The organism is Pseudorhodoferax soli, assembly GCF_003337555.1.
Lineage (GTDB): Bacteria > Pseudomonadota > Gammaproteobacteria > Burkholderiales > Burkholderiaceae_C > Pseudorhodoferax > Pseudorhodoferax soli.
The window spans coordinates 1,127,742-1,145,492 of record NZ_QPJK01000001.1 but is presented as its reverse complement, the minus strand read 5'-3'; the positions used below and the strand labels follow the sequence as shown (position 1 = coordinate 1,145,492).

Below are 17,751 nucleotides of genomic sequence, written 5' to 3'. Positions count from 1 at the left end.
CTGCTCCGCGGCCTTCGGAGGCTTTGCTTGCCAGCCGGGCCGTGTCCGCAATGGCCTGCCCGCAGTGTGCTGGAGCCCGGCGATGACGCAAGCAGGACGCGACTTCCTGGGCACCGGCTGGGCGTTTCCGCCGGCCTTCGACGGTGGCACGCTGCATGCCCTCATGGTCTCGCAGGAACAGGACGTGCGCGAGAGCCTGCGCATCCTGCTGTCCACCGTGCCTGGCGAGCGCGTGATGCACCCGACCTACGGTTGCGGGCTGCAGCGCATGGTGTTTGAGAACATCACCGAGAGCACGCTGACCGAGATCCGCAGCCTGGTCGAGAAGGCGGTGCTGTTCTTCGAGGTGCGCATCACGCTGGACGGCATCGACATCGACACCGAGCAGATGTACGACGGCGTCCTGCGCCTGAAGTTGAACTACACCATCCGCAGCAGCAACACCAGCGACAACATGGTGTTCCCGCTGTACCTGCGCGACGGCGGCTGGCGAGAGGCGAGCGCATGACCGCCGGCACGTCGCAGGACGAGCGCTTCCCGGACGCGTTGGCGCCCGACCGGTTCGGCGTGGACGAGCTGTCGTTCGCGCAGCGCGTGGCCATGAGCGCCACGCTGGCGCAGCACCTGCGCTTCGTCGGCCTGGACCTGCGCGACAGCGGCAACTGGAGCCGCATGTTCGCAAGCGATGTCACGCTGGTGCTGGCGCGCATCGCCAGCATCGACGTGCGCGCGCTGCGGCGCGCGTTCCTGCAAGAGGCCGACACCGCGCCGCTGGAGCACCTGGCCTGGCAGGTCGCCGAACTGGCCCAGTGGCTCGACCTCTGGTTCAAGTCGCTCGACGGGCACGCGGACATGGCCTCGCGGGCGTTCCGCGCGCGCATCCACCAGCTGGCCGACCAGCAGCTCGGCGACGACCTGCGCTGGGTCTACCAGCGCTTCGGGGCGTCGGCCTGGGACGGCGCGCGCATCGACCGCAAGCGCGCGCGGCTGGCCGACATCTGGAAGCCCGATGCGCCGGTGCGCGCCGCGCCCCCTGGCCGTGCCGAGCGCGAACTGCTGCGCGAGCGCTATGTCGCGTTCGTCAGCGCCATCGGCGCCCTGCAGGTGCTGGCCCGCGAGCTGCTGCCCGCCACGCTGCAGACCGGCACGCACGAGCCGGCCGCCGGCCTGCTGATCGCGTTCCTCAAGCTGTGGGAGACGGTGCAGCGCGACCTGAACCGCTTCAGCGCGCGGCATGCCGACTTCTACTACCGCGAATGCCTCGGCCTGGGCCAGGCCGGCGCGGTGGCCGACGAGGTGCACCTGGCCTGCACGCGCGACGCCGCGGGCGACGGCGTGTTGCAGGTGCCGCAGGGCACCGTGTTCGAGGCCGGCAAGGATGCACAGGGGCAGCCGATGCACTTCCACAGCGCGGCGCCGCTGGTCGTGACCGATGCCGCCGTCGCCGCGCTGTGCACGCTGCGGCTGGAGCGCGATGCGCTGATCTCGCCCGAGCATGCCTTCGGCTTCGTCACGCGGGCCAAGGCCACGCGTCTGCAACGGCCGTCGGAGCCGGCGGCGCCGTTGTTCGGCGGCGGCCGTGGGCACGGCGCCGAGGACGCGCGGCTGGGCCTGGCCATCGCCTCGCCGCTGCTGTTGCTGCGCGAGGGCGCACGCCAGATCCGCATCGACCTGCCGATGGCCGGCTCGCCAGGCGGCCTGGAAGACTGCGTGCACGCGGTGGAAGCCGCCAGCGGCGACACGGCCCGGCACAACGCCTTCGGCCGTTTGCTGGGCCACTGGCTGCTGGTCAGCCAGGCCGACCTCACGCCACAGCAGCTGCAGCGCCTGCGCAGGGCGGCTGACGGCGTGCTGCGCCCCGGCCAGCGGCCGCCCACCAGCGCTGGCGATCCGCTGTGCCTGCTGGTGGGCCCGCTGGTGCCGGAGCGCCGGCTGGTGTTCGAGCGGCTGGTCCGCGGCCTGCTCAAGCTGCACCTGAGCGCCAGCACCGGCTGGCTGGAAGCCAGCGACGTGCACCTGTCGCGCAGCGCGGGCTGCGGCTTGTCGATCGCGCTGCGGCTGCGTCCCGACGCGCCGCCGATCGTCGGCTGCGACCCGGCGCTGCACGGGGCCGACTGGAACACCCGGCTGCCGCTGCTGCGCATCGAGCTCAGCACGCAGGGGCGGCTGTATCCGTATTCGCTGCTGGCCGACCTGCCGCTGGCCGAGGCGCGGCTGCAGGTCAGCGCCGACGGCGTGCGCGACGTGGTGTTGCACAACAACCTCGGCCGGCTCGACCCGACCAAGGCCTTCGCGCCGTTCGGGCCGCTGCCCACGCTGTCGTCCTACCTGGTGGTCGGCGCGGCCGAGGTGGCCTGCAAGAACATCGAGCGGTTGTGCCTGCATGTCGAATGGGGCGGCCTGCCGACGGAGGCGGGCGGCTTCGACGCCTATTACCGCGGCTACCCGGACGAGCAGCGCATTGGCGACTTCCGCGTGGCGCTGGCGATCCTGAGCGACGGGCACTGGCAACCCTGCCTGGGTGCGTCGGCCCACCAGCCGCTGTTCGGCCGGGCCGGTGCCGGCGAGCTGCCGCTGGCCATGGACATCGAGGTCGACCCGGGCTCGGTGCGCAAGCACAGCCGCGCCAGCCACCCGGACGAATGGGGCCTGGCCTGGCCGCGCAACGGCCTGTACCGGCTGCAGTTGACCGGGCCGCGTGGCGCCTTCGGGCATGCGGCCTACCCGAACGTGCTGGCCGACACCGTCACCGCCAATGCCCGCACGCGCCCCCTGCGCCGCCAGCAGCCGCTGCCCAACCCGCCCTATGCGCCACTGGTCGAGCGGCTGACGCTGTCGTACACGGCCAGCGGCGTGGTCCGGCTGACCGACGCCCACCACCACGACCGGCCCGACGCACCGGGCCGGGTGGCGCCTGCCGAGGACGTCGAGCGCCTGATGCACCTGCACCCGTTCGGCATCGAGGCGCTGCATTCGGCCGCCACCGGCGTGGCCCATGGCCTGATGCCGCGGCTCGATGACGACGGCAACCTGTACATCGGCCTGTCCGCCGGCCAGCCGGGCGGCGTGCTGACGCTGCTGTTCCAGCTCTGCGAATCGGCTGCCGACGCGATGCTGCCCGGTGCGCAGCGCGGCGGCCTGCGCTGGGCCACGCTGGCTGGCGCGCATTGGCGCCCGCTGCCGCCCGAGCGGGTGCTGTCGGACAGCACCGAGGGCTTCCTGACCTCGGGCATCGTGACGCTGGACCTGCCGGGCGACCTGACGCGGGAGAACACGGTGATGCCGAAGGGCCTGTACTGGCTGCGCGTGTCGACCGACCGCGGCTTCGACGGCTTCGCCTCGCTGCAGGCGGTGCAGGCCCATGCGCTGCGCGCGCGCCGCGCGCTGGCGCCGGGCGTGGCGGCGCTGGCCATCGTGCCGCACGGGCGCATCACCAAGCCCAGCGCCTCGCTGCCTGGCCTGGCCGGCGTGCAGCAGGTCGGCGCCTCGTTCGGACTGCGCGCGCCCGAGGACGGCCGTGCGCTGTACGCGCGCGCCGGCGAGCGGCTGCAGCACAAGCAGCGCGCGAGCAACGCCTGGGATGCCGAACGCCTGTTGCTGGAGCAGTTTCCCGGCATCTGCAAGGTGCGCTGCCTGTCCGGCGACGAGATCGCCGCGCACGGCCAGCCACGCCCGCCGGCCGGCCAGGTGGTGGCCGTGGTGGTGCCGCAGGTGCCGCGCAACGCTGCGGCATCCGCCACCGCGCTGCCGCGCTTCAACGCGGTTGAACTGCAGCGCATGGCCGAACACCTGCAGGCGCGCGCCTCGCCGTTCGCGAAGATCGTGGTACGCAACCCGGCCTACGACCGGCTGCAGCTGCGCTGCAACGTCGGCCTGGCGAGCGGCGTGCACGTGGGCGAGGCCCTGCAGCGCATCAACACCCGGGTGGTGGAGCTGCTGTCGCCATGGTTCGACGGCGGCTACGGCGTGGACTTCGACTGGGTCGTGCGCAGCGAGGAGATGGAGGCGCAGCTGCGCCGCATCGAGGGCGTGCGCGACATCGCGCAGCTGTCGTTGCTGCATGTGGCCTGCAGCGACGACGCCCTCTACACCTTGGGCGACACGGCCCGGCGGGGCGCGGGGGAGGAGCGGGAGCAGGCCGGCGCCGACGCGCGACGCGGCCACGCGAAGGCCCGCACGCCCTGGAGCATCGCCGTGCCGATGCCGCAGCACATCCTGGCCGCCGGCGAGGGCGATGCCGACCCCGCGCCGCAGCCGACCGGCATCGCGCTGCTGGCCATCGGCAGCACCTTCGTGCTCGGCACGGCGTCCGGAGGTGGCGCATGACGATCCGCAACCGCGACACCTTGCGCCGCTTCTTCGACAAGGGCAGCCTGCCCACGCCCGACCATTTCGGCGACCTGGTCGACTCGATGCTCAACATGAGCGACGAGGGCTTTCGCAAATCGGCCGAGAACGGCATCGAAATCTCCACGCCCGCCGGCTACGACGCGCTGGCCAGCTTCTACCGCGAGCAGAGCGCCCATACGCCGCTGTGGTCGATGGGCTACGGCGGCGACCGCGACCAGCTGCTGTTCCACCACGGCGGGGTCGGCGCCTCGCGCGCAAGCGCGCCGGTGCTGGCGCTGGATGCGCAGGACCGCGTGGGCATCGGCACGGCCGCGCCGCGCGAGACGCTGGACGTGGCCGGCACCGTGGCATCGGAAGGCCGCACCGGCAGCTGCAGCTGGCCCGGCGTGGCGCCGCCCGTGGCCGATGGCGAATGGCACGACCTGACCGGCCCGCTCGCCGGCTGCCAGGGCTTCGAGGTGATGGCCGGTGTGGGCAGCCCGGGCGCCGGGCGCTACGCCATGCTGCACGCCGTCGCGCTGAACACCTACAACCCGACCACCAGCTGGCTGGACCTGTTCTCGCGCAAGAAGCACATCCGCAGCAGCGACACCTGGTACGGCAAGCGCTGCGACCGGCTGGAACTGCGCTGGGAGGGCAGCAGCGGGCGCAACGCGAGCTACCGCCTGCAGGTGCGCACCAAGTGCGATTACGGCAGCGGCGTGCGCATCCAGGCGGCGCTCACGCGGCTGTGGTTCGACGCGACGATGGAGGGCTGCGCTTCATGAACCCGTCGGCCAGCGCGGACCCGCCGGATCTGGCGCACGTGGCCAGCGCCAGCGACTTCGCGCAGTTGCGCGCGCAGGGCATTGCCTGGCTGCAGGCGGCCAGCGGCACGACCTGGACCGACCACAACCTGCACGACCCCGGCATCACCTTGCTGGAGCAGCTGTGCTTCTCGATGACCGACGTGGCCTACCGCGCCGGCTTCCCGGTGGCCGACCACCTGACCAGCAAGGACGGCGAGATCCATTTCGAGGCGCTGTCGTTGCACCCGCCGGCGATGGCCTTCCCTTGCCGGGCGACCACGCTGGCCGACTACCGGCGCGTGCTGCTCGATGCAGTGCCGGGGCTGGACGACGCGACCGTGCTGCCGCTCGGCGACGGCGTCGTGCGGCTGGTGCTCAAGCTGTCGCAGGGCGCGGACGCCAGCCAGGCGCAGCGCATCGCCGCTGCGCGCGACGCCTTCCTGCACCAGCGCAACCTGGGCGAGGACCTGGACCTGCGCGTGGATTGCACCGAGGACGTGGCTTGCGCGCTGCACGCCCAGATCGAGATCGGCGGCCCGCGCGATGCGCTCGACGTGCTGGCCGAGGTCTACGACCGTTGCGACCGCTTCGTCGCCCGGGCGCCCATCGCCCGGGGGCTGGACGAGCGGCTGCGGGCCGGCGAGTCGCTGGAGGGGATCTACACCGGGCCGGTGCAGCGGCACGGCTTCATCGACGACCTGCCGCCGGTGCATGGCGGCGTGGAGCGGCTGTTCCTGTCCGACCTGGCCGACGTGGTCCGGCAGGTCGATGGCGTCGTGCTGGTGCGGCTGTCAGAGCTGCGGCTGACCGATCCTGCCGCCGCGGGCGCCATGTCGGGCGGCGGCGGCTCGGTGTTCTGGCGTGACGCGACGCGGGCGCTGCGGCTGGCGCTGCCGGCCGAAGGTGCGCCGGCCACCATCGCCGTCACGCGGCGGGGCAACCCCGTCGGCGTGTCCACCGTGGAGCTGTGCCGCAAGCTGGACGACCTGCGCGCCGCACGCCGCGCCAACCGCGCGCGCGGCCAGGCCGACCAGGCCCGCCGCGCCACGGCCGTGCTGCCGCGCGGCCAGCACCGCGCGCTCGACCGCTACCACTCGGTGCAGCAGCTGCTGCCCGCGGTCTACGGCGTGGGCCGCAACGGGGTGCCGGCCTCGGCGCCGCCACAGGCACAGGCGAGCGCACAGCAGCTCAAGGCCTACCTGCTGCTGATGGAGCAGGTCATCGCGCAGGGGCTGGCGCAGCTGCAGCATGTGCGCGAGCTGTTCTCGGTCAACTGCGGATCGCCGCAGACGCTGTGGACGCAGATGGTCGGCCCGGACAGCGTGCCCGGCGTGGAGCGGCTGCTGCTGAAGCCGGCCGCGCAGATCGCCCAGGAGATGGCCGAGCCGTTCGACCGCTACGCACAGCGCAAGAGCCGGGCGCTGGACCACCTGCTGGCGCTCTACGGCGAGACCTACACGCAGAACTCGATGCGCCAGTTCGGCAGCTACCACACGCCGCGGGAGCTGGAGACGCTGTTGCTGCAGAACAAGGCGGAGTACCTGCGCCAGATCGTCGGCCTGACGCGCGACCGCGCCAGCGGCTTCCACCCCGGCCAGCCGCTGGCCGACGCGCTGTCGGAGAGCGACCAGCGCGTGCCTTTGGACGGCGACGAGCCCGTCAACTGCAGCGGCCTGCAGCGCCGCGCCGGGCTGCTGCTGGGCCTGCGCTTTCGCCACCCGCGCGCGCTGGTGCAGGCGCTGCAACGCCAGCGGCTGGCGCTGGTGGCCGAGCCCGGGGCGCGCCACGCCGCGCTGCAGGTGCCGGCCGATGTGGCGCAGGCCGGCCATCCGGCTGGCCACGCCGTGGAGCCGGAGACCCTGGTCGAGGTGCAGGAGGACCTGCAGCGCATGCCGGTGTTGCGCGGGCCGTTGCCGCAGGCGCTGTTCCGCGTTGGCGTGTGGCGCAGCCACTACCGCGTGCTGGCGCCGGCCGGCACGCAGGGCGGCGCTGCAGCGCAGGCCACGCAGCGCCTGGTGCTGGGCCCGGACGAGGAGGGCCGCTGGTGGCACCTGGGCGATTACGCAGATGCCGCTGGCGCCCAGCGCGCGGCGGCCAGCCTGCGCTGGTTCCTGCTGTGCCTGCACCAGGAGAGCGAGGGCATGCACGTGGTCGAGCATGTGCTGTTGCGGCCGCTGGCCGGCGGACCAACGCAGCCGCACGGGCGTCCGCATGCCCGGCTGAGGCTGCCGGCGGACTTCCACGCGCTGCGGATCACCGTGGTGCTGCCGGGCTGGACGGCGCGCACCTGGCAACCGGCGTTCCGCCATTTCGCCGAGGAAACACTGCGCATCAGCTGCCCGTCGCACCTGTCGCTGCAATGCCGCTGGCTGGATTTCGACGCGATGCAGAAGTTCGAGGCCTGTTGGGAGCCCTGGCTTGCGGCGCGGCGCAAGCTGCACGCAGCGCCCGGTGACCAACTGCTGGCAGACGAGGCCGACGCAGCGGCCTGCGCGGTGATCGCGTGCCTGGTACCGCCCGGCGCGCCGGACCCCGAGGCTGGCGAGGGCGAAGAGCCCTCCCTGCAAGGCCTTGCGTAGATTGGCCACCCCTGTCTGGACGGGCGCACCGCGTGTTGCCGACCGATGCCCGCTCCAGGCCTCGGCTGTCGCTGCGGCCATCCCCGTAGGGGAGCTGCCATGCACCTGATCGAGCACCTGCAGGTCGACGCTGCCTTCGACGGCGGCCTGGCTGCGCCCGAGGCAGAGGCTCGGCTGGCGGCGTTCGCCCAGGGCGAGGCGCTGCGCATCATCGACGACCTGTTCGACGCGGCCTGCGGGCCCGACGAGGTCTGGCACATCGACGAACTGGCGCTCGACCTGGGCGAGGTGCCGGCCGACCGCATGGAGGAGACCTGGGCGCAGCGCCTGCGCGAGCGGCTGCAGGAACGCCTGTCCGATCTGCGCGGGCCGGCCGGCATGGCCGCGGCGCAACGCCGGGCCGGGGCGGTGCAGCGCACGCGCCCGCAGGCCCGGCTGGAGGCGCTGCTGCACTACCTGCGCCACGGCCACATGCCCTGGCAGGCGCACGGCGAAGACCCGCAGCGCCTGGGGGCCGAGGTGCTGCAGCACAGCGCCACGGCACTGGCTGCTGCGCTGCGCGCGCTGGACGACCGGCCCCGGCTGCTGCGGCGGCTGGCGGCCCAGTTCGACGCGGGCTGGCTGGCCGCACTGGTGCAGGCGCTGATGCCCGGCGAGCCCGCCGCCGCGGCGCGTCTCCTGCAGGCCGGCGCGCTGGCCAGCGGCACCGGCCGCGGCAGCGAGAACGGTGCGCTGCTGTGGCAGGCCGTGCTGGAACAGGCGCTGGCGCACGCCGGCTCGCCGCACGCCGTCAGCGTGGCGCTGCTGCGCGCACAGCTGCGCGTGGCGCTGGACGCAGGCGATGTCACGCCGCACGCCAGCGATCCGCTGCTGGCACTGGCATCGGCCTGGGCGCCATTGCTGCGCAGCGACCGCACCTGGCTGCAGGGCACGCTGCAGCGTCTGGGCGACAGCGCCGCCGTGCGCCGGCGCATCGCGCGGGCCGTGCCCGAGGCGCTGCTGGCACAGCTCAAGGCGCTGTGGCTCGGCACCGACCAGGCCGCGACCGCGCAAGACCTGGGCGGCGCGGCCGAGGCCGGTGCAGCGGCGGCGGCCGACGAAGGGGCCGCGCCGCACGATGAAGGCGCGCCGGACCGGCTCGACACGCTGCTGCACTACCTGCTGCATGGCCACATGCCCTGGGACGCGCGCGGCGCAGACGCCCAGCGCCTGGCGGCCGAGGTGCTGGAGCAGGACGCCCCCGCCCTGGCCGCTGCGTTGCGCACCATGGGCGACCGGCCGCGCCTGCTGCGCCGGCTGGTGGCACAGTTCGACGCCGCGTCGCTGGCTGCGCTGGTGCAGGCGCTCCTGCCCGGCGAGCCGGCCGCGGCCCGGCGGCTGCTGGAGGCCGCGGCGCCAGCCACGCGGGCCGGGCGCGGCAACGCAGGCGCTGCGCTGCTGTGGGAGGCTGTGCTCGGCGAGGCGCTCGACCATGCCGGCACGCCGCAGCGCTTCGGCCAGGCGCTGTTGCGCGCGCAGTTGCGCCTGGCACTGGACGCGGGCGATGTCACTCCGCACGCCAGCGATCCGCTGCTGGCGCTGGCAGCGGTCTGGGCGCCGCTGCTGCAGGACGACCGCGCCTGGCTGCGCACCACGTTGCAGCGCCTGGGCGATGGCGTGGCCGTGCGGCAACGCCTCCTGCGGGCATTGCCCGGTGCGGTCGCGGCGCAGGCCATGGCGCTGTGGCGCGGCGATGGCCCGGCCGACACCGCTCCGACGCATGCTGCCGGGCGCGCTGGCGGGCAGGGGCCGGCCGGCTTGCCGGCCTTGCTGCACTACCTGCGGCACGGCCACCTGCCGGTGCCTGCCAGCGAGGACGCGCAACAGCTGGCCACCGCACTGCTGCGCGACGACGGCCCCGCGCTGGCGGCCGCCCTGCGCGCGCTGGACGCGCGGCCCAGGCTGCTGGACCGACTGGCCACGCAGTTCCACGCCGACTGGCTGGCCGGTCTGGTGCATGCGTTGATGCCGGGCGAGCCCGCCGCCGCCGCACGCCTGCTGCAGGCCACCGCACACACTGCCACCGTGCCGGCCGGCAGTGCGGTGCTGGCGTGGCAGGCCGTGCTCGGCCAGGCCATGGCACATCCCGCGCTGCCGGCCCGCGGCGGGCCCGCACTGCCGGCGGCAGGGCCGGCCGCGGCAAGCCTGGTGCTGCCCGATGCCGCTGCGTCGCGGCACGGCTCCGACACAGCCGACACAGCCGAAACAGCCGACACGGCCGACGCGCTCGCGCCGCTGCTGCACTACCTGCGCCATGGCCACCTCTCGGACCGCGCCGGCCCGGACGCGCAGCAACTCGCCGCCACGGCGCTGCGCCGCAGCCCCATCGCGCTGGCCGCCGCACTGCGCGCCATGGACGACCGGCCCCGTCTCGTGCGCCGGCTGGCCACGCAGTTCGATGCGGCCTGGCTGGGCGCGCTGGTGCAGGCGCTGATGCCCGGCCAGCCCACGGCCGTCGCACGGCTGCTGCAGGTGGCGACACCGGCCGCTGGCGCCAGCCCGGGCACGGCCCGTGCCGCCCTGCTGTGGGAGGCGGTGCTGGCCCACGCACTGGCATCCTCCGCGGCGCAGCCCGGCACCGGGGTGGCGTTGCTGCGCCTGCAGCTGCAGGCCGCGCTGGAGGCAGGCGTGGCCACAGCGCAAGCCAACGATCCGCTGCTGGCACTGGCACCGGCCTGGGCGCCACTGCTGCAGGCCGACGGCGCCTGGCTCAAGGCCACGCTGCAGCGCCAGGCCGAGCCTGCGGCGGTGCGCCAGCGCCTGGTACGGGCAATGCCCGAGGCGCTGCTGCCGCAGGTGCTGGCGCTGTGGTGGGGCCACGCGCTGACGGGTGCCGTGCAGAACTGGATCGCCAGCGTGGCCGCGGGCACGCAGGCTGCCGCTGCCGAGCTGGCCGGCCGGCGCCAGCTGCTGTGGCAGGCCACGCTGCAGCATGCACAGCAAAGCAGTGCCGCGCTGTTCGATGCCGCTGCTTATGCCGAGGATGTGCGCACGCAGATCGTGGCCGTACCGGCGCAGAGCACGCCCCGCTGGTTCGACCGCGCCGTGCAGGCTGCCACGGCAGTGCTGGCGGCAGCTGCCGCAGCGCTGGGCTGGACCGCACGCGCGCGCCGCGCGCCCGCTGCCCCGTCGGCACCGCTGGTCCCTGCCGCGACGCTTTCGCCGCCCGGGCTGCCCGCACCGGCCTTCGAATTCCCGCCGCCCGAGCTGCCCGAGACGCTGCCGGTCGGCAACGCCGGCCTGGTGCTGGTGGCGTCGTACATGCCGCGGCTGTTCGCCATGCTGGGGCTGGCCGACGAGCGTGCGTTCGTCGATGCCGCGGCCGCCCTGCGCGGCGTGCAGTTGCTGCAGTTGCTGGTGACCGGCGAGGCCGACGCGCCCGAGCCGGCGCTGGTGCTCAACAAGCTGCTCTGCGGCGTGGAGCAGGCCACGCCCGTGGCGCGCGTGTTCGAGGCCAGCGCGGCCGAGCGTGACGCCATCGACGGCCTGCTCGGCGCGGTGGTGCAGCACTGGAAGGTGCTGGGCACGACCTCGGTGGCCGGCCTGCGCGAGACCTTCCTGCGGCGCGAGGGCCGGCTCCAGCACCAGGACGACGCGTGGCAGCTGCAGGTGGTGCCCGGCCCCTTCGACATGCTGATCGACCAGCTGCCCTGGGGCTACGCGACGATCCGCCATCCGTGGATGAAACAGGTGCTGCATGTGGAATGGCGCTGACACCCGCTTGGAGCCGGCGACCACGGCGGCCAGCGCCGACGCGCTGGAGCGCGAGCTCGCCTGGCTGGAGCAGGTGCTGCAGGCGCGCATCGGCCTGCATTTCGGGCAGCAGGCCGATGCCGGCGCGCTGGCGCGCATCCCCGTGCCGCTGCTGGACGATGGCAGCGGCTACGCCGGCCTGGTGCGCGAGGCCGGCCTGGACGCCGACGAGCGCCTCGTGCTGGCGCTTGCCCTGGCGCCGCACCTGCGCCCGCAACTGCTGGACATTCTGTGCGTGCGCAACAGCACGCTGGACCGTGGCTTCACCGAGTTCGGCGGCTGCAAGGGCCGCGCCCACACCGGCTTTTTGCCGACTGCCGAGACCGCGGCGTTCATGCTGGCCGGCGAGGCGCTGGCGCCGCGCTTCGCCGCGCAGCAGCTGCTGGACGAGGACCGCCCGCTGCGCCGCCATCGCCTGCTGCAACTGCAGCACGAGGCGCCAGGCGAGCCCTGGCTCCATGCCGCGCTGCAGGTGGGCCGCGACGTGCTGCAGCGCCTCGTCACCGGCGAGGTCCGCAAGCCCGACTACGGCAGCGGCTTTCCGGCGCGGCGCATCGGCACGCGGCTGGGCTGGGACGACCTGGTGCTCGACGCCGATGTGATGGAGGAAGTGCAGAGCATCGTCGCGTGGTACCGCCACGGCAGCCGGCTGCTCGGCGAGTGGCAGCTCGACAAGGCGCTCAAGCCTGGCTACCGGGCCCTGTTCTTCGGCCCGCCCGGCACCGGCAAGACGCTGACCGCCACCTTGATCGGCCAGGCCGTGGGGGCCGACGTCTACCGCATCGACCTGTCGATGGTGGTGTCCAAGTACATCGGCGAGACCGAGAAGAACCTGGCCCAGGTGTTCGACCAGGCGCAGAGCCGCCGATGGATCCTGTTCTTCGACGAGGCCGACGCGCTGTTCGGCAAGCGCACTGCCACGTCGAGCTCGAACGACCGCTACGCCAACCAGGAAGTCTCGTACCTGCTGCAGCGCGTGGAGGATTTCCCCGGCACGGTGATCCTGGCGACCAACCTCAAGGCCAACATCGACGAGGCGTTCGCACGGCGCTTCCAGTCGCTGGTGCAGTTCCCGATGCCCGACGCCGAGCAGCGCCTGCGGCTGTGGCACGGCATGCTGGGCCACACCGGCCGGCTGCACGCCGATGTCGACCTCGCCGCGCTGGCCGACCGGCATGTGCTGTCGGGCGGTGCGATCGCCAACGTGGTGCGCTCCGGCGCGCTGGCGGCGCTGCAGGGCGCGCGCGAGCGCATCGGGGCCGACGACCTGCGCAAGGGCATCGCCAAGGAATTGCGCAAGGAGGGGCGCACGGCATGAACCGCACCGATGCCCGCCGGGAACCGACGACGCGCTGCGCGCAGTGCGCCCGGCTGCGCCTGATGCTGGCGGGGGCACTGCTGGCGACGGTGCTGTGCCTGGGGCTGCGCGCGGCCTCGTCGTCGGCGGCGGCGCCGCCTGCCGCTGCGGCGCCCGCCGCTTCTGCTGCTTCGGCTGCTTCTACTGCTTCGGCCACGTCGGTGCCGCCGGCATGGCCTGCGGCACCGCCGACGCCGGCCCCGGCGGCTGCGGCGCCGCCTGCCCCGAGCCTGTCGCTGCAAGGCACGAGCCCGGCCGACCTGCGGCTGGTCTACCAGACCGTGACGCTGCCCTCCGGCCGCCGCGGCGTGGCCTACGGGCCCCACCAGGTCGCCAAAGGTGGCATGCCGCCCTACCGCTTCAAGGTCGATGGCCAGCTGCCGCCGGGTTTGCGGCTGGGTGAGGACGGCCGCCTCAGCGGCCAGCCCACCACCACCGGCAGCTTCCGCTTTGTGCTGAGCGTGCAGGACGCCGCGCAGCCGGCCGTCGAGGAACAGCAGGCCTATGTGCTGTACGTGGGCCTGCCGCCGTCGCCGCGTCCGGCCGCTTCGGCACCGGCGGTCCGCGCGGCGCCGGCACCTGCGCCGGCATTGACGTCGCTGACGCCGGCAGAGGCCGACGCCACCGCCAACCAGCATGTCGGCCTGCCGGCGAGCTACAAGCTGACGCCGGCCGACCTCGCGCGGCTGATGCCCGAGCAACTGCCCGCCACCGCGCCGGGCGCGCAGTCGGAGGCGGCCGAGGGCACGCCGATCCCGCTGGCCGCCACCGCCGAGCCGCTGATGCAGGCACCGACGGAAGAGCAGCTCAAGGCCTTGCTGCAGCCGCTGGTCGACATCGAATACCCCACGCGCGCGCTGTTCGTCAACGCGCTGGAGCAGGCCCGCTGCGTCTATTACCGGGCCCATGTGCGCGAGATGGCGCTCAAGCGCGGCATGGCGGTGGACGAGCGCTGCCCGCCGGAGCCGCCAGCGGCGGCGCGCCGGCCGGCGCCGGCGCGGGGCGGCGTGCCGCTGCGCAGCTTCTACGACGGGTTGCTGCCGGCCGCCACCCGCGACGAGATCGTCACCCTGGCCGAAAAGCGCCACCCCTTCGGCGACGCCAAGCCGCTGCGCCTGTCCGGCGACGGCTGCGGTTGCTCGACCCCGCGCAACGAGAACGAAGTGCTGGGCTTCGTGCCCTACTGGATCGCCGGCGAGGCGCCGCTGTCGGTGGACTTCAGCGTCTACACGCGGCTGTCGTACATGGGCGCGGTGCTCAGCAACTCCGGCAACTGGGCGCGTCCGCCAGGCTGGGATGGCCAGGCCAGCGGCTTCGCACGCGAGGCGCAGCGCCACGGCACGCGCATGGACCTGGTGCTGTACCGGCGCGATTGGTCCTCGCTCTTGAACCGGCCCGCGGCGCAGATCGACGAGGTGGCGCACGTGGCGGCGCGCAACGCCGTGATCGTGGCCGACACCCGCCACGAGGACCTGGCCGCGCGCGTGAACGGCTTCCTGCTGCCCAGCTGGCGCGAGTCGCCGCACGTGTACGACGGCGTCACCGTGTTCTTCGAGGACTCGCCGACCGAGGGGCCGCAGCAGCAGGCCTTCGGGCGCTTCCTCAAGCTGTTCCTGCAGCGCCTGGTGGTCGAGATGCAGGCCACCGGCCGGCCCTACTACGTCAACGTGGTGGTGCCGGGGCAGCAGCTGGGCGACACGGGCGCCTACAACTTCCAGGACCTCATGGACTTTATGGAGGCGGCCGAGCCGCCGCGCAGCAGCAAGAGCGTGGAGGAGAGCGACAAGAAGGCCTACCGCGGCAAGACCGACCTGACCGTCACCTTCCTCGTGCTGCTGGACGGGCCGACCGAGGACACCACCACGGCGCTGCGCGCGCGCATCGACGCCGCCGCCGCGCTGGTCGCGCACCGCCGCATCGCGTTCCTGGAGAGCGTGATGCCGGTGCTGTTCCACGAGCGCGGCGACAAGATGCAGCCCTTGCCGCCGGTCGCCAGCGACCGGCTCGACCGTGACCTGGCCTACATCAAGTGGACTTACGGCGGTGTCGGCCTGTGGCCGGCGACCACCGCGGGCGTGGGCGAGGCCGATGCCGTGCGCGCGCTGGTGCAGCGCAACTACGGCCCGACCCGCGGCACGCTGACCTGGGTCTGCGACCTGACCTGCCCGAACCGTGTGCCGCTGCGCCTGCTGCTGGAGGCGCTGCTGCTGGCCGAGACGGTGGGCATCGCGCTGTACGCCTGGAACTGCCGCGTGCGCCGCATCGGCCGGCGCTACCAGCTGGCGCTGTGGGTCGGGGGCTTCCTGATCCTGCTGGTGGCGCCGCTGCTGCTGAACTGCGACCCGGCGCTGGCGCAACTGCGCAGCGGCAATTTCCTGCTGTATGTGCTGATCCTGGTGTTGTTCTGGGGCAGTGTGTTTGCGACGTTCAAACCGAGAGTGGGGGTGCCATGAAAGAAGCTGTTCATGCGGAGCGCGACAGCGCGCAGGTGTTGCAGGAGCGAGCGCGGCGGTCGGCTGGTGCGGCGGACCCGTTGCGTGACAGCCCGCGCCTGGTGGCACAGCGGGCGCGGATCGATGCGGCGTTCGGTGCGGTGGCGCAGAAGGCGGGAGGGCTGGAGGACGAGGAGCCGCTGCAGGCGCGCATGGAGACCGCGGCGCCGCAGAACGAGACGGGCATGCCGAACCAGCTGAAAGCGGGCATCGAGTCGCTGTCGGGCATGGACATGTCGGACGTGCGCGTGCACCGCAATTCCGACAGGCCGGCGCAGCTCAACGCGCTGGCCTATGCGCAGGGGAACGACATCCATCTGGGGCCGGGGCAGGAGCAGCATCTGCCGCACGAGGCCTGGCATGTGGCGCAGCAGGCGCAGGGGCGGGTGCGGCCGACGGTGCAGCTGCAAGGCGGCGTGGGCGTGAACGACGAAGCGGCCCTGGAGGCCGAGGCCGACGCGATGGGCGAGCGTGCCCGCGGCGGTTTCGCGCAGCGTGCTGTGCCGGATGCGTCCGAGTCAGCCAGCATGGGGGGCGCCGCACCGGTACAGCGCGAAGTCAAGCAGAACACCGCGCCCTGGGGCATACACAAGGACAAGTGGTACACGACTCTGGCGCCGCACAGCTACTTCGCGACCAAGGGCGAGGCCGAAGCGCATGAAGCAGGCTTGCAGCAGCAGCAGGCCCAGCAGGTTCTACTGGCGCAGCAGCAGGCCCAACAGGCCTGGCAGGCGGTTGCGGACGTGCAAGCGTGGAACATCCTCCCGTCGGCCAGGGGCCACTATGCCGACGGCTGGGGGCAGGCCTACGGCATCACCAACGACGGCACGCTGTGCCAATACATCGAGGACTATGTGGCCGACGGGGGTGAGGCGAACGGTGTGAACACGATCGAGATGGGCACATTCCAGAACAGCTGGGAGCACATCTCCAAGACGTGCACCGTGGCTTACGAGGTGACCAATCGCACCGTCACCGTCGGCAACATCACGGATGTGATCTGGAGGCGCAGGGTGTTTCACTGCGGCCCGTCGAACCAGGGGAGCTGAAGCTCGCACCAGCCTCGCTGGTGTGCTGTCGCGACCTTCCAACGAGAGCGGGTATGCCATGAATGAGACGAAGCAAAGACAGAGCGACGGCGCACGCGTGGGGGCGCCGCAGCTGCGGTGGTCGGCTGGCGCGCCCGATCCGTTGCGCGACAGCCCGCGCATGGTGGCGCAACGGGCACGGATCGAGGCGGCGTTCGGGGAGGTGGCGCAGACGGCCAGCTTGAGGGACGGGCAGCCGTTACAGGCGCGCATGGAGGCGCCAACGCCGCACGAGGCCTGGCATGTGGTGCAGCAGGCGCAGGGGCGGGCGCAGCCGACGATGCAGATGGCGGGAGCGGCGGTCAGTAACGGTGCGGTGCTGGAGAGGGAGGCGGATGCGATGGGCTTGAGAGTGGCGTCGTGGGAAGCGCAAGCGGCGATGGCCTCGGTCTCGCCCAGTGACACGCATCCTTTGCCCATGGGCGCTCTCCATGGCGCTGTCGCCCAGAGAGAGAAGCTGGCATCCGGAAAATTGAATGTGGCAGGCGAACACCACAGCGAGGTCGGCCAGACCAATGGGCGTCAGAACGAGAAGACCTATGTCCGGGCCATGGGCTTCAACGGCTACTTCGAGGAGCAGGAATACCGGCATTCATCGGATTCGAGCACCGGTGCCGCCGCGACGGTGTTTTCCGACCCAGTGCACCTGCGGATCGCCATGAACTTGGCGGTCATCCATGACACAAAGGCGAAGAATGAGGGTCTGCCGCAAGAAGACGCTAGAGGTGACGGCGCCTGGGATGAGCTCTTGGCGGTGATCAAGAAGCGCTTTGTGCAGATCGGTGAAGAGTTCAAGCGCATCGACGAGGAGGACGCGGCCGCTGTCGCCATGCGTGAAGAGATTCGGCCGTTGATGCTGGGTTTTCTGCAGAAGGTGAGGGATGGCCAGCATGTGCAAGAAAAGATGCTGGCGACGGACAGCTTCCTGGAAGCTGCCAAACGCATCGTTTCCGAGCAAATCGGCAAGCCATGGGCCACCGTGAGGGAATTCGGGGCCAGACGGTCTGACGCGATGCACGTCAATGCCAATCAGGCGGCGGCCGACAACTCTGTCTGGAAGGTGGGAAACGCACATGTGACCGACATGCTCGTGCTGGGCCCCAAAAACTACAACCTGGTGACCAGGGAGGAATTCAACGAAGGGTTCAACGCGTGGAGGACCACACGAGGGTCGGTTGCATCGGCCGATGCAGGGGCAGACGCGGCGACTTCGCGAGCCGACGCACGCCATGAGGGCAAAGGATAGGGCGGCTGCGCAGGTCCAACTGTGCCCGGAACTGTCCAGTGCGAGCCGCAATCTCAGCA

The 17,751-nt window shown here is 72.5% G+C and carries 9 protein-coding genes; all 9 read left to right on the top strand.

Annotation, left to right across the window (positions count from 1 at the left end; all coding sequences use genetic code 11):
- The first annotated feature begins 82 nt into the window (after nucleotides 1-82).
- The 9 genes from DES41_RS05235 to DES41_RS38705 all read left to right on the top strand — a co-directional run bounded on the left by DES41_RS05235 (nucleotide 83) and on the right by DES41_RS38705 (nucleotide 17,692).
- Nucleotides 83-508 carry a GPW/gp25 family protein gene (locus DES41_RS05235; protein ID WP_114466514.1) on the top strand — a complete coding sequence of 142 codons (426 nt, stop codon included), beginning with the start codon at nucleotides 83-85 and terminating at the stop codon, nucleotides 506-508.
- Nucleotides 505-4,326 carry a hypothetical protein gene (locus DES41_RS05230; protein WP_114466513.1) on the top strand — a complete coding sequence of 1,274 codons (3,822 nt, stop codon included), beginning with the start codon at nucleotides 505-507 and terminating at the stop codon, nucleotides 4,324-4,326. Before DES41_RS05235 ends, DES41_RS05230 begins: the two co-directional genes overlap by 4 nt.
- Nucleotides 4,323-5,117 (top strand): hypothetical protein, encoded by a 795-nt coding sequence (locus DES41_RS05225; protein ID WP_114466512.1) that lies wholly within the window; start codon nucleotides 4,323-4,325, stop codon nucleotides 5,115-5,117. Before DES41_RS05230 ends, DES41_RS05225 begins: the two co-directional genes overlap by 4 nt.
- Nucleotides 5,114-7,717: a hypothetical protein gene (locus DES41_RS05220; protein ID WP_114466511.1), complete on the top strand. Its 2,604-nt coding sequence runs from the start codon at nucleotides 5,114-5,116 to the stop codon at nucleotides 7,715-7,717. The genes DES41_RS05225 and DES41_RS05220 overlap by 4 nt, the downstream gene beginning before the upstream one ends.
- 99 nt (nucleotides 7,718-7,816) lie before the next feature.
- On the top strand, nucleotides 7,817-11,470 hold the full coding sequence (locus DES41_RS05215) for a contractile injection system tape measure protein (RefSeq protein WP_114466510.1): 3,654 nt from the start codon (nucleotides 7,817-7,819) through the stop codon (nucleotides 11,468-11,470).
- Nucleotides 11,471-11,477: 7 nt separating this feature from the next.
- The gene (locus tag DES41_RS05210; protein ID WP_245965570.1) at nucleotides 11,478-12,827 is read left to right on the top strand and encodes an ATP-binding protein; all 1,350 of its coding nucleotides are present in this window, start codon (nucleotides 11,478-11,480) and stop codon (nucleotides 12,825-12,827) included.
- Nucleotides 12,824-15,319 (top strand): putative Ig domain-containing protein, encoded by a 2,496-nt coding sequence (locus DES41_RS05205; RefSeq protein ID WP_114466508.1) that lies wholly within the window; start codon nucleotides 12,824-12,826, stop codon nucleotides 15,317-15,319. Before DES41_RS05210 ends, DES41_RS05205 begins: the two co-directional genes overlap by 4 nt.
- Nucleotides 15,316-16,407 (top strand): eCIS core domain-containing protein, encoded by a 1,092-nt coding sequence (locus tag DES41_RS05200; RefSeq protein ID WP_114466507.1) that lies wholly within the window; start codon nucleotides 15,316-15,318, stop codon nucleotides 16,405-16,407. The genes DES41_RS05205 and DES41_RS05200 overlap by 4 nt, the downstream gene beginning before the upstream one ends.
- Before the next feature lie 58 nt (nucleotides 16,408-16,465).
- On the top strand, nucleotides 16,466-17,692 hold the full coding sequence (locus DES41_RS38705; protein WP_211332921.1) for a hypothetical protein: 1,227 nt from the start codon (nucleotides 16,466-16,468) through the stop codon (nucleotides 17,690-17,692).
- Nucleotides 17,693-17,751 lie beyond the last annotated feature (59 nt).

Excerpts from the sequence above, each read along its gene's own strand:
- DES41_RS05235 (WP_114466514.1), top strand. The coding sequence starts at position 83 with ATGACGCAAGCAGGACGCGACTTCCTGGGCACCGGCTGGGCGTTTCCG.
- DES41_RS05230 (WP_114466513.1), top strand. The coding sequence starts at position 505 with ATGACCGCCGGCACGTCGCAGGACGAGCGCTTCCCGGACGCGTTGGCG.
- DES41_RS05225 (WP_114466512.1), top strand. The coding sequence starts at position 4,323 with ATGACGATCCGCAACCGCGACACCTTGCGCCGCTTCTTCGACAAGGGC.
- DES41_RS05220 (WP_114466511.1), top strand. The coding sequence starts at position 5,114 with ATGAACCCGTCGGCCAGCGCGGACCCGCCGGATCTGGCGCACGTGGCC.
- DES41_RS05215 (WP_114466510.1), top strand. The coding sequence starts at position 7,817 with ATGCACCTGATCGAGCACCTGCAGGTCGACGCTGCCTTCGACGGCGGC.
- DES41_RS05205 (WP_114466508.1), top strand. The coding sequence starts at position 12,824 with ATGAACCGCACCGATGCCCGCCGGGAACCGACGACGCGCTGCGCGCAG.
- DES41_RS05200 (WP_114466507.1), top strand. The coding sequence starts at position 15,316 with ATGAAAGAAGCTGTTCATGCGGAGCGCGACAGCGCGCAGGTGTTGCAG.
- DES41_RS38705 (WP_211332921.1), top strand. The coding sequence starts at position 16,466 with ATGAATGAGACGAAGCAAAGACAGAGCGACGGCGCACGCGTGGGGGCG.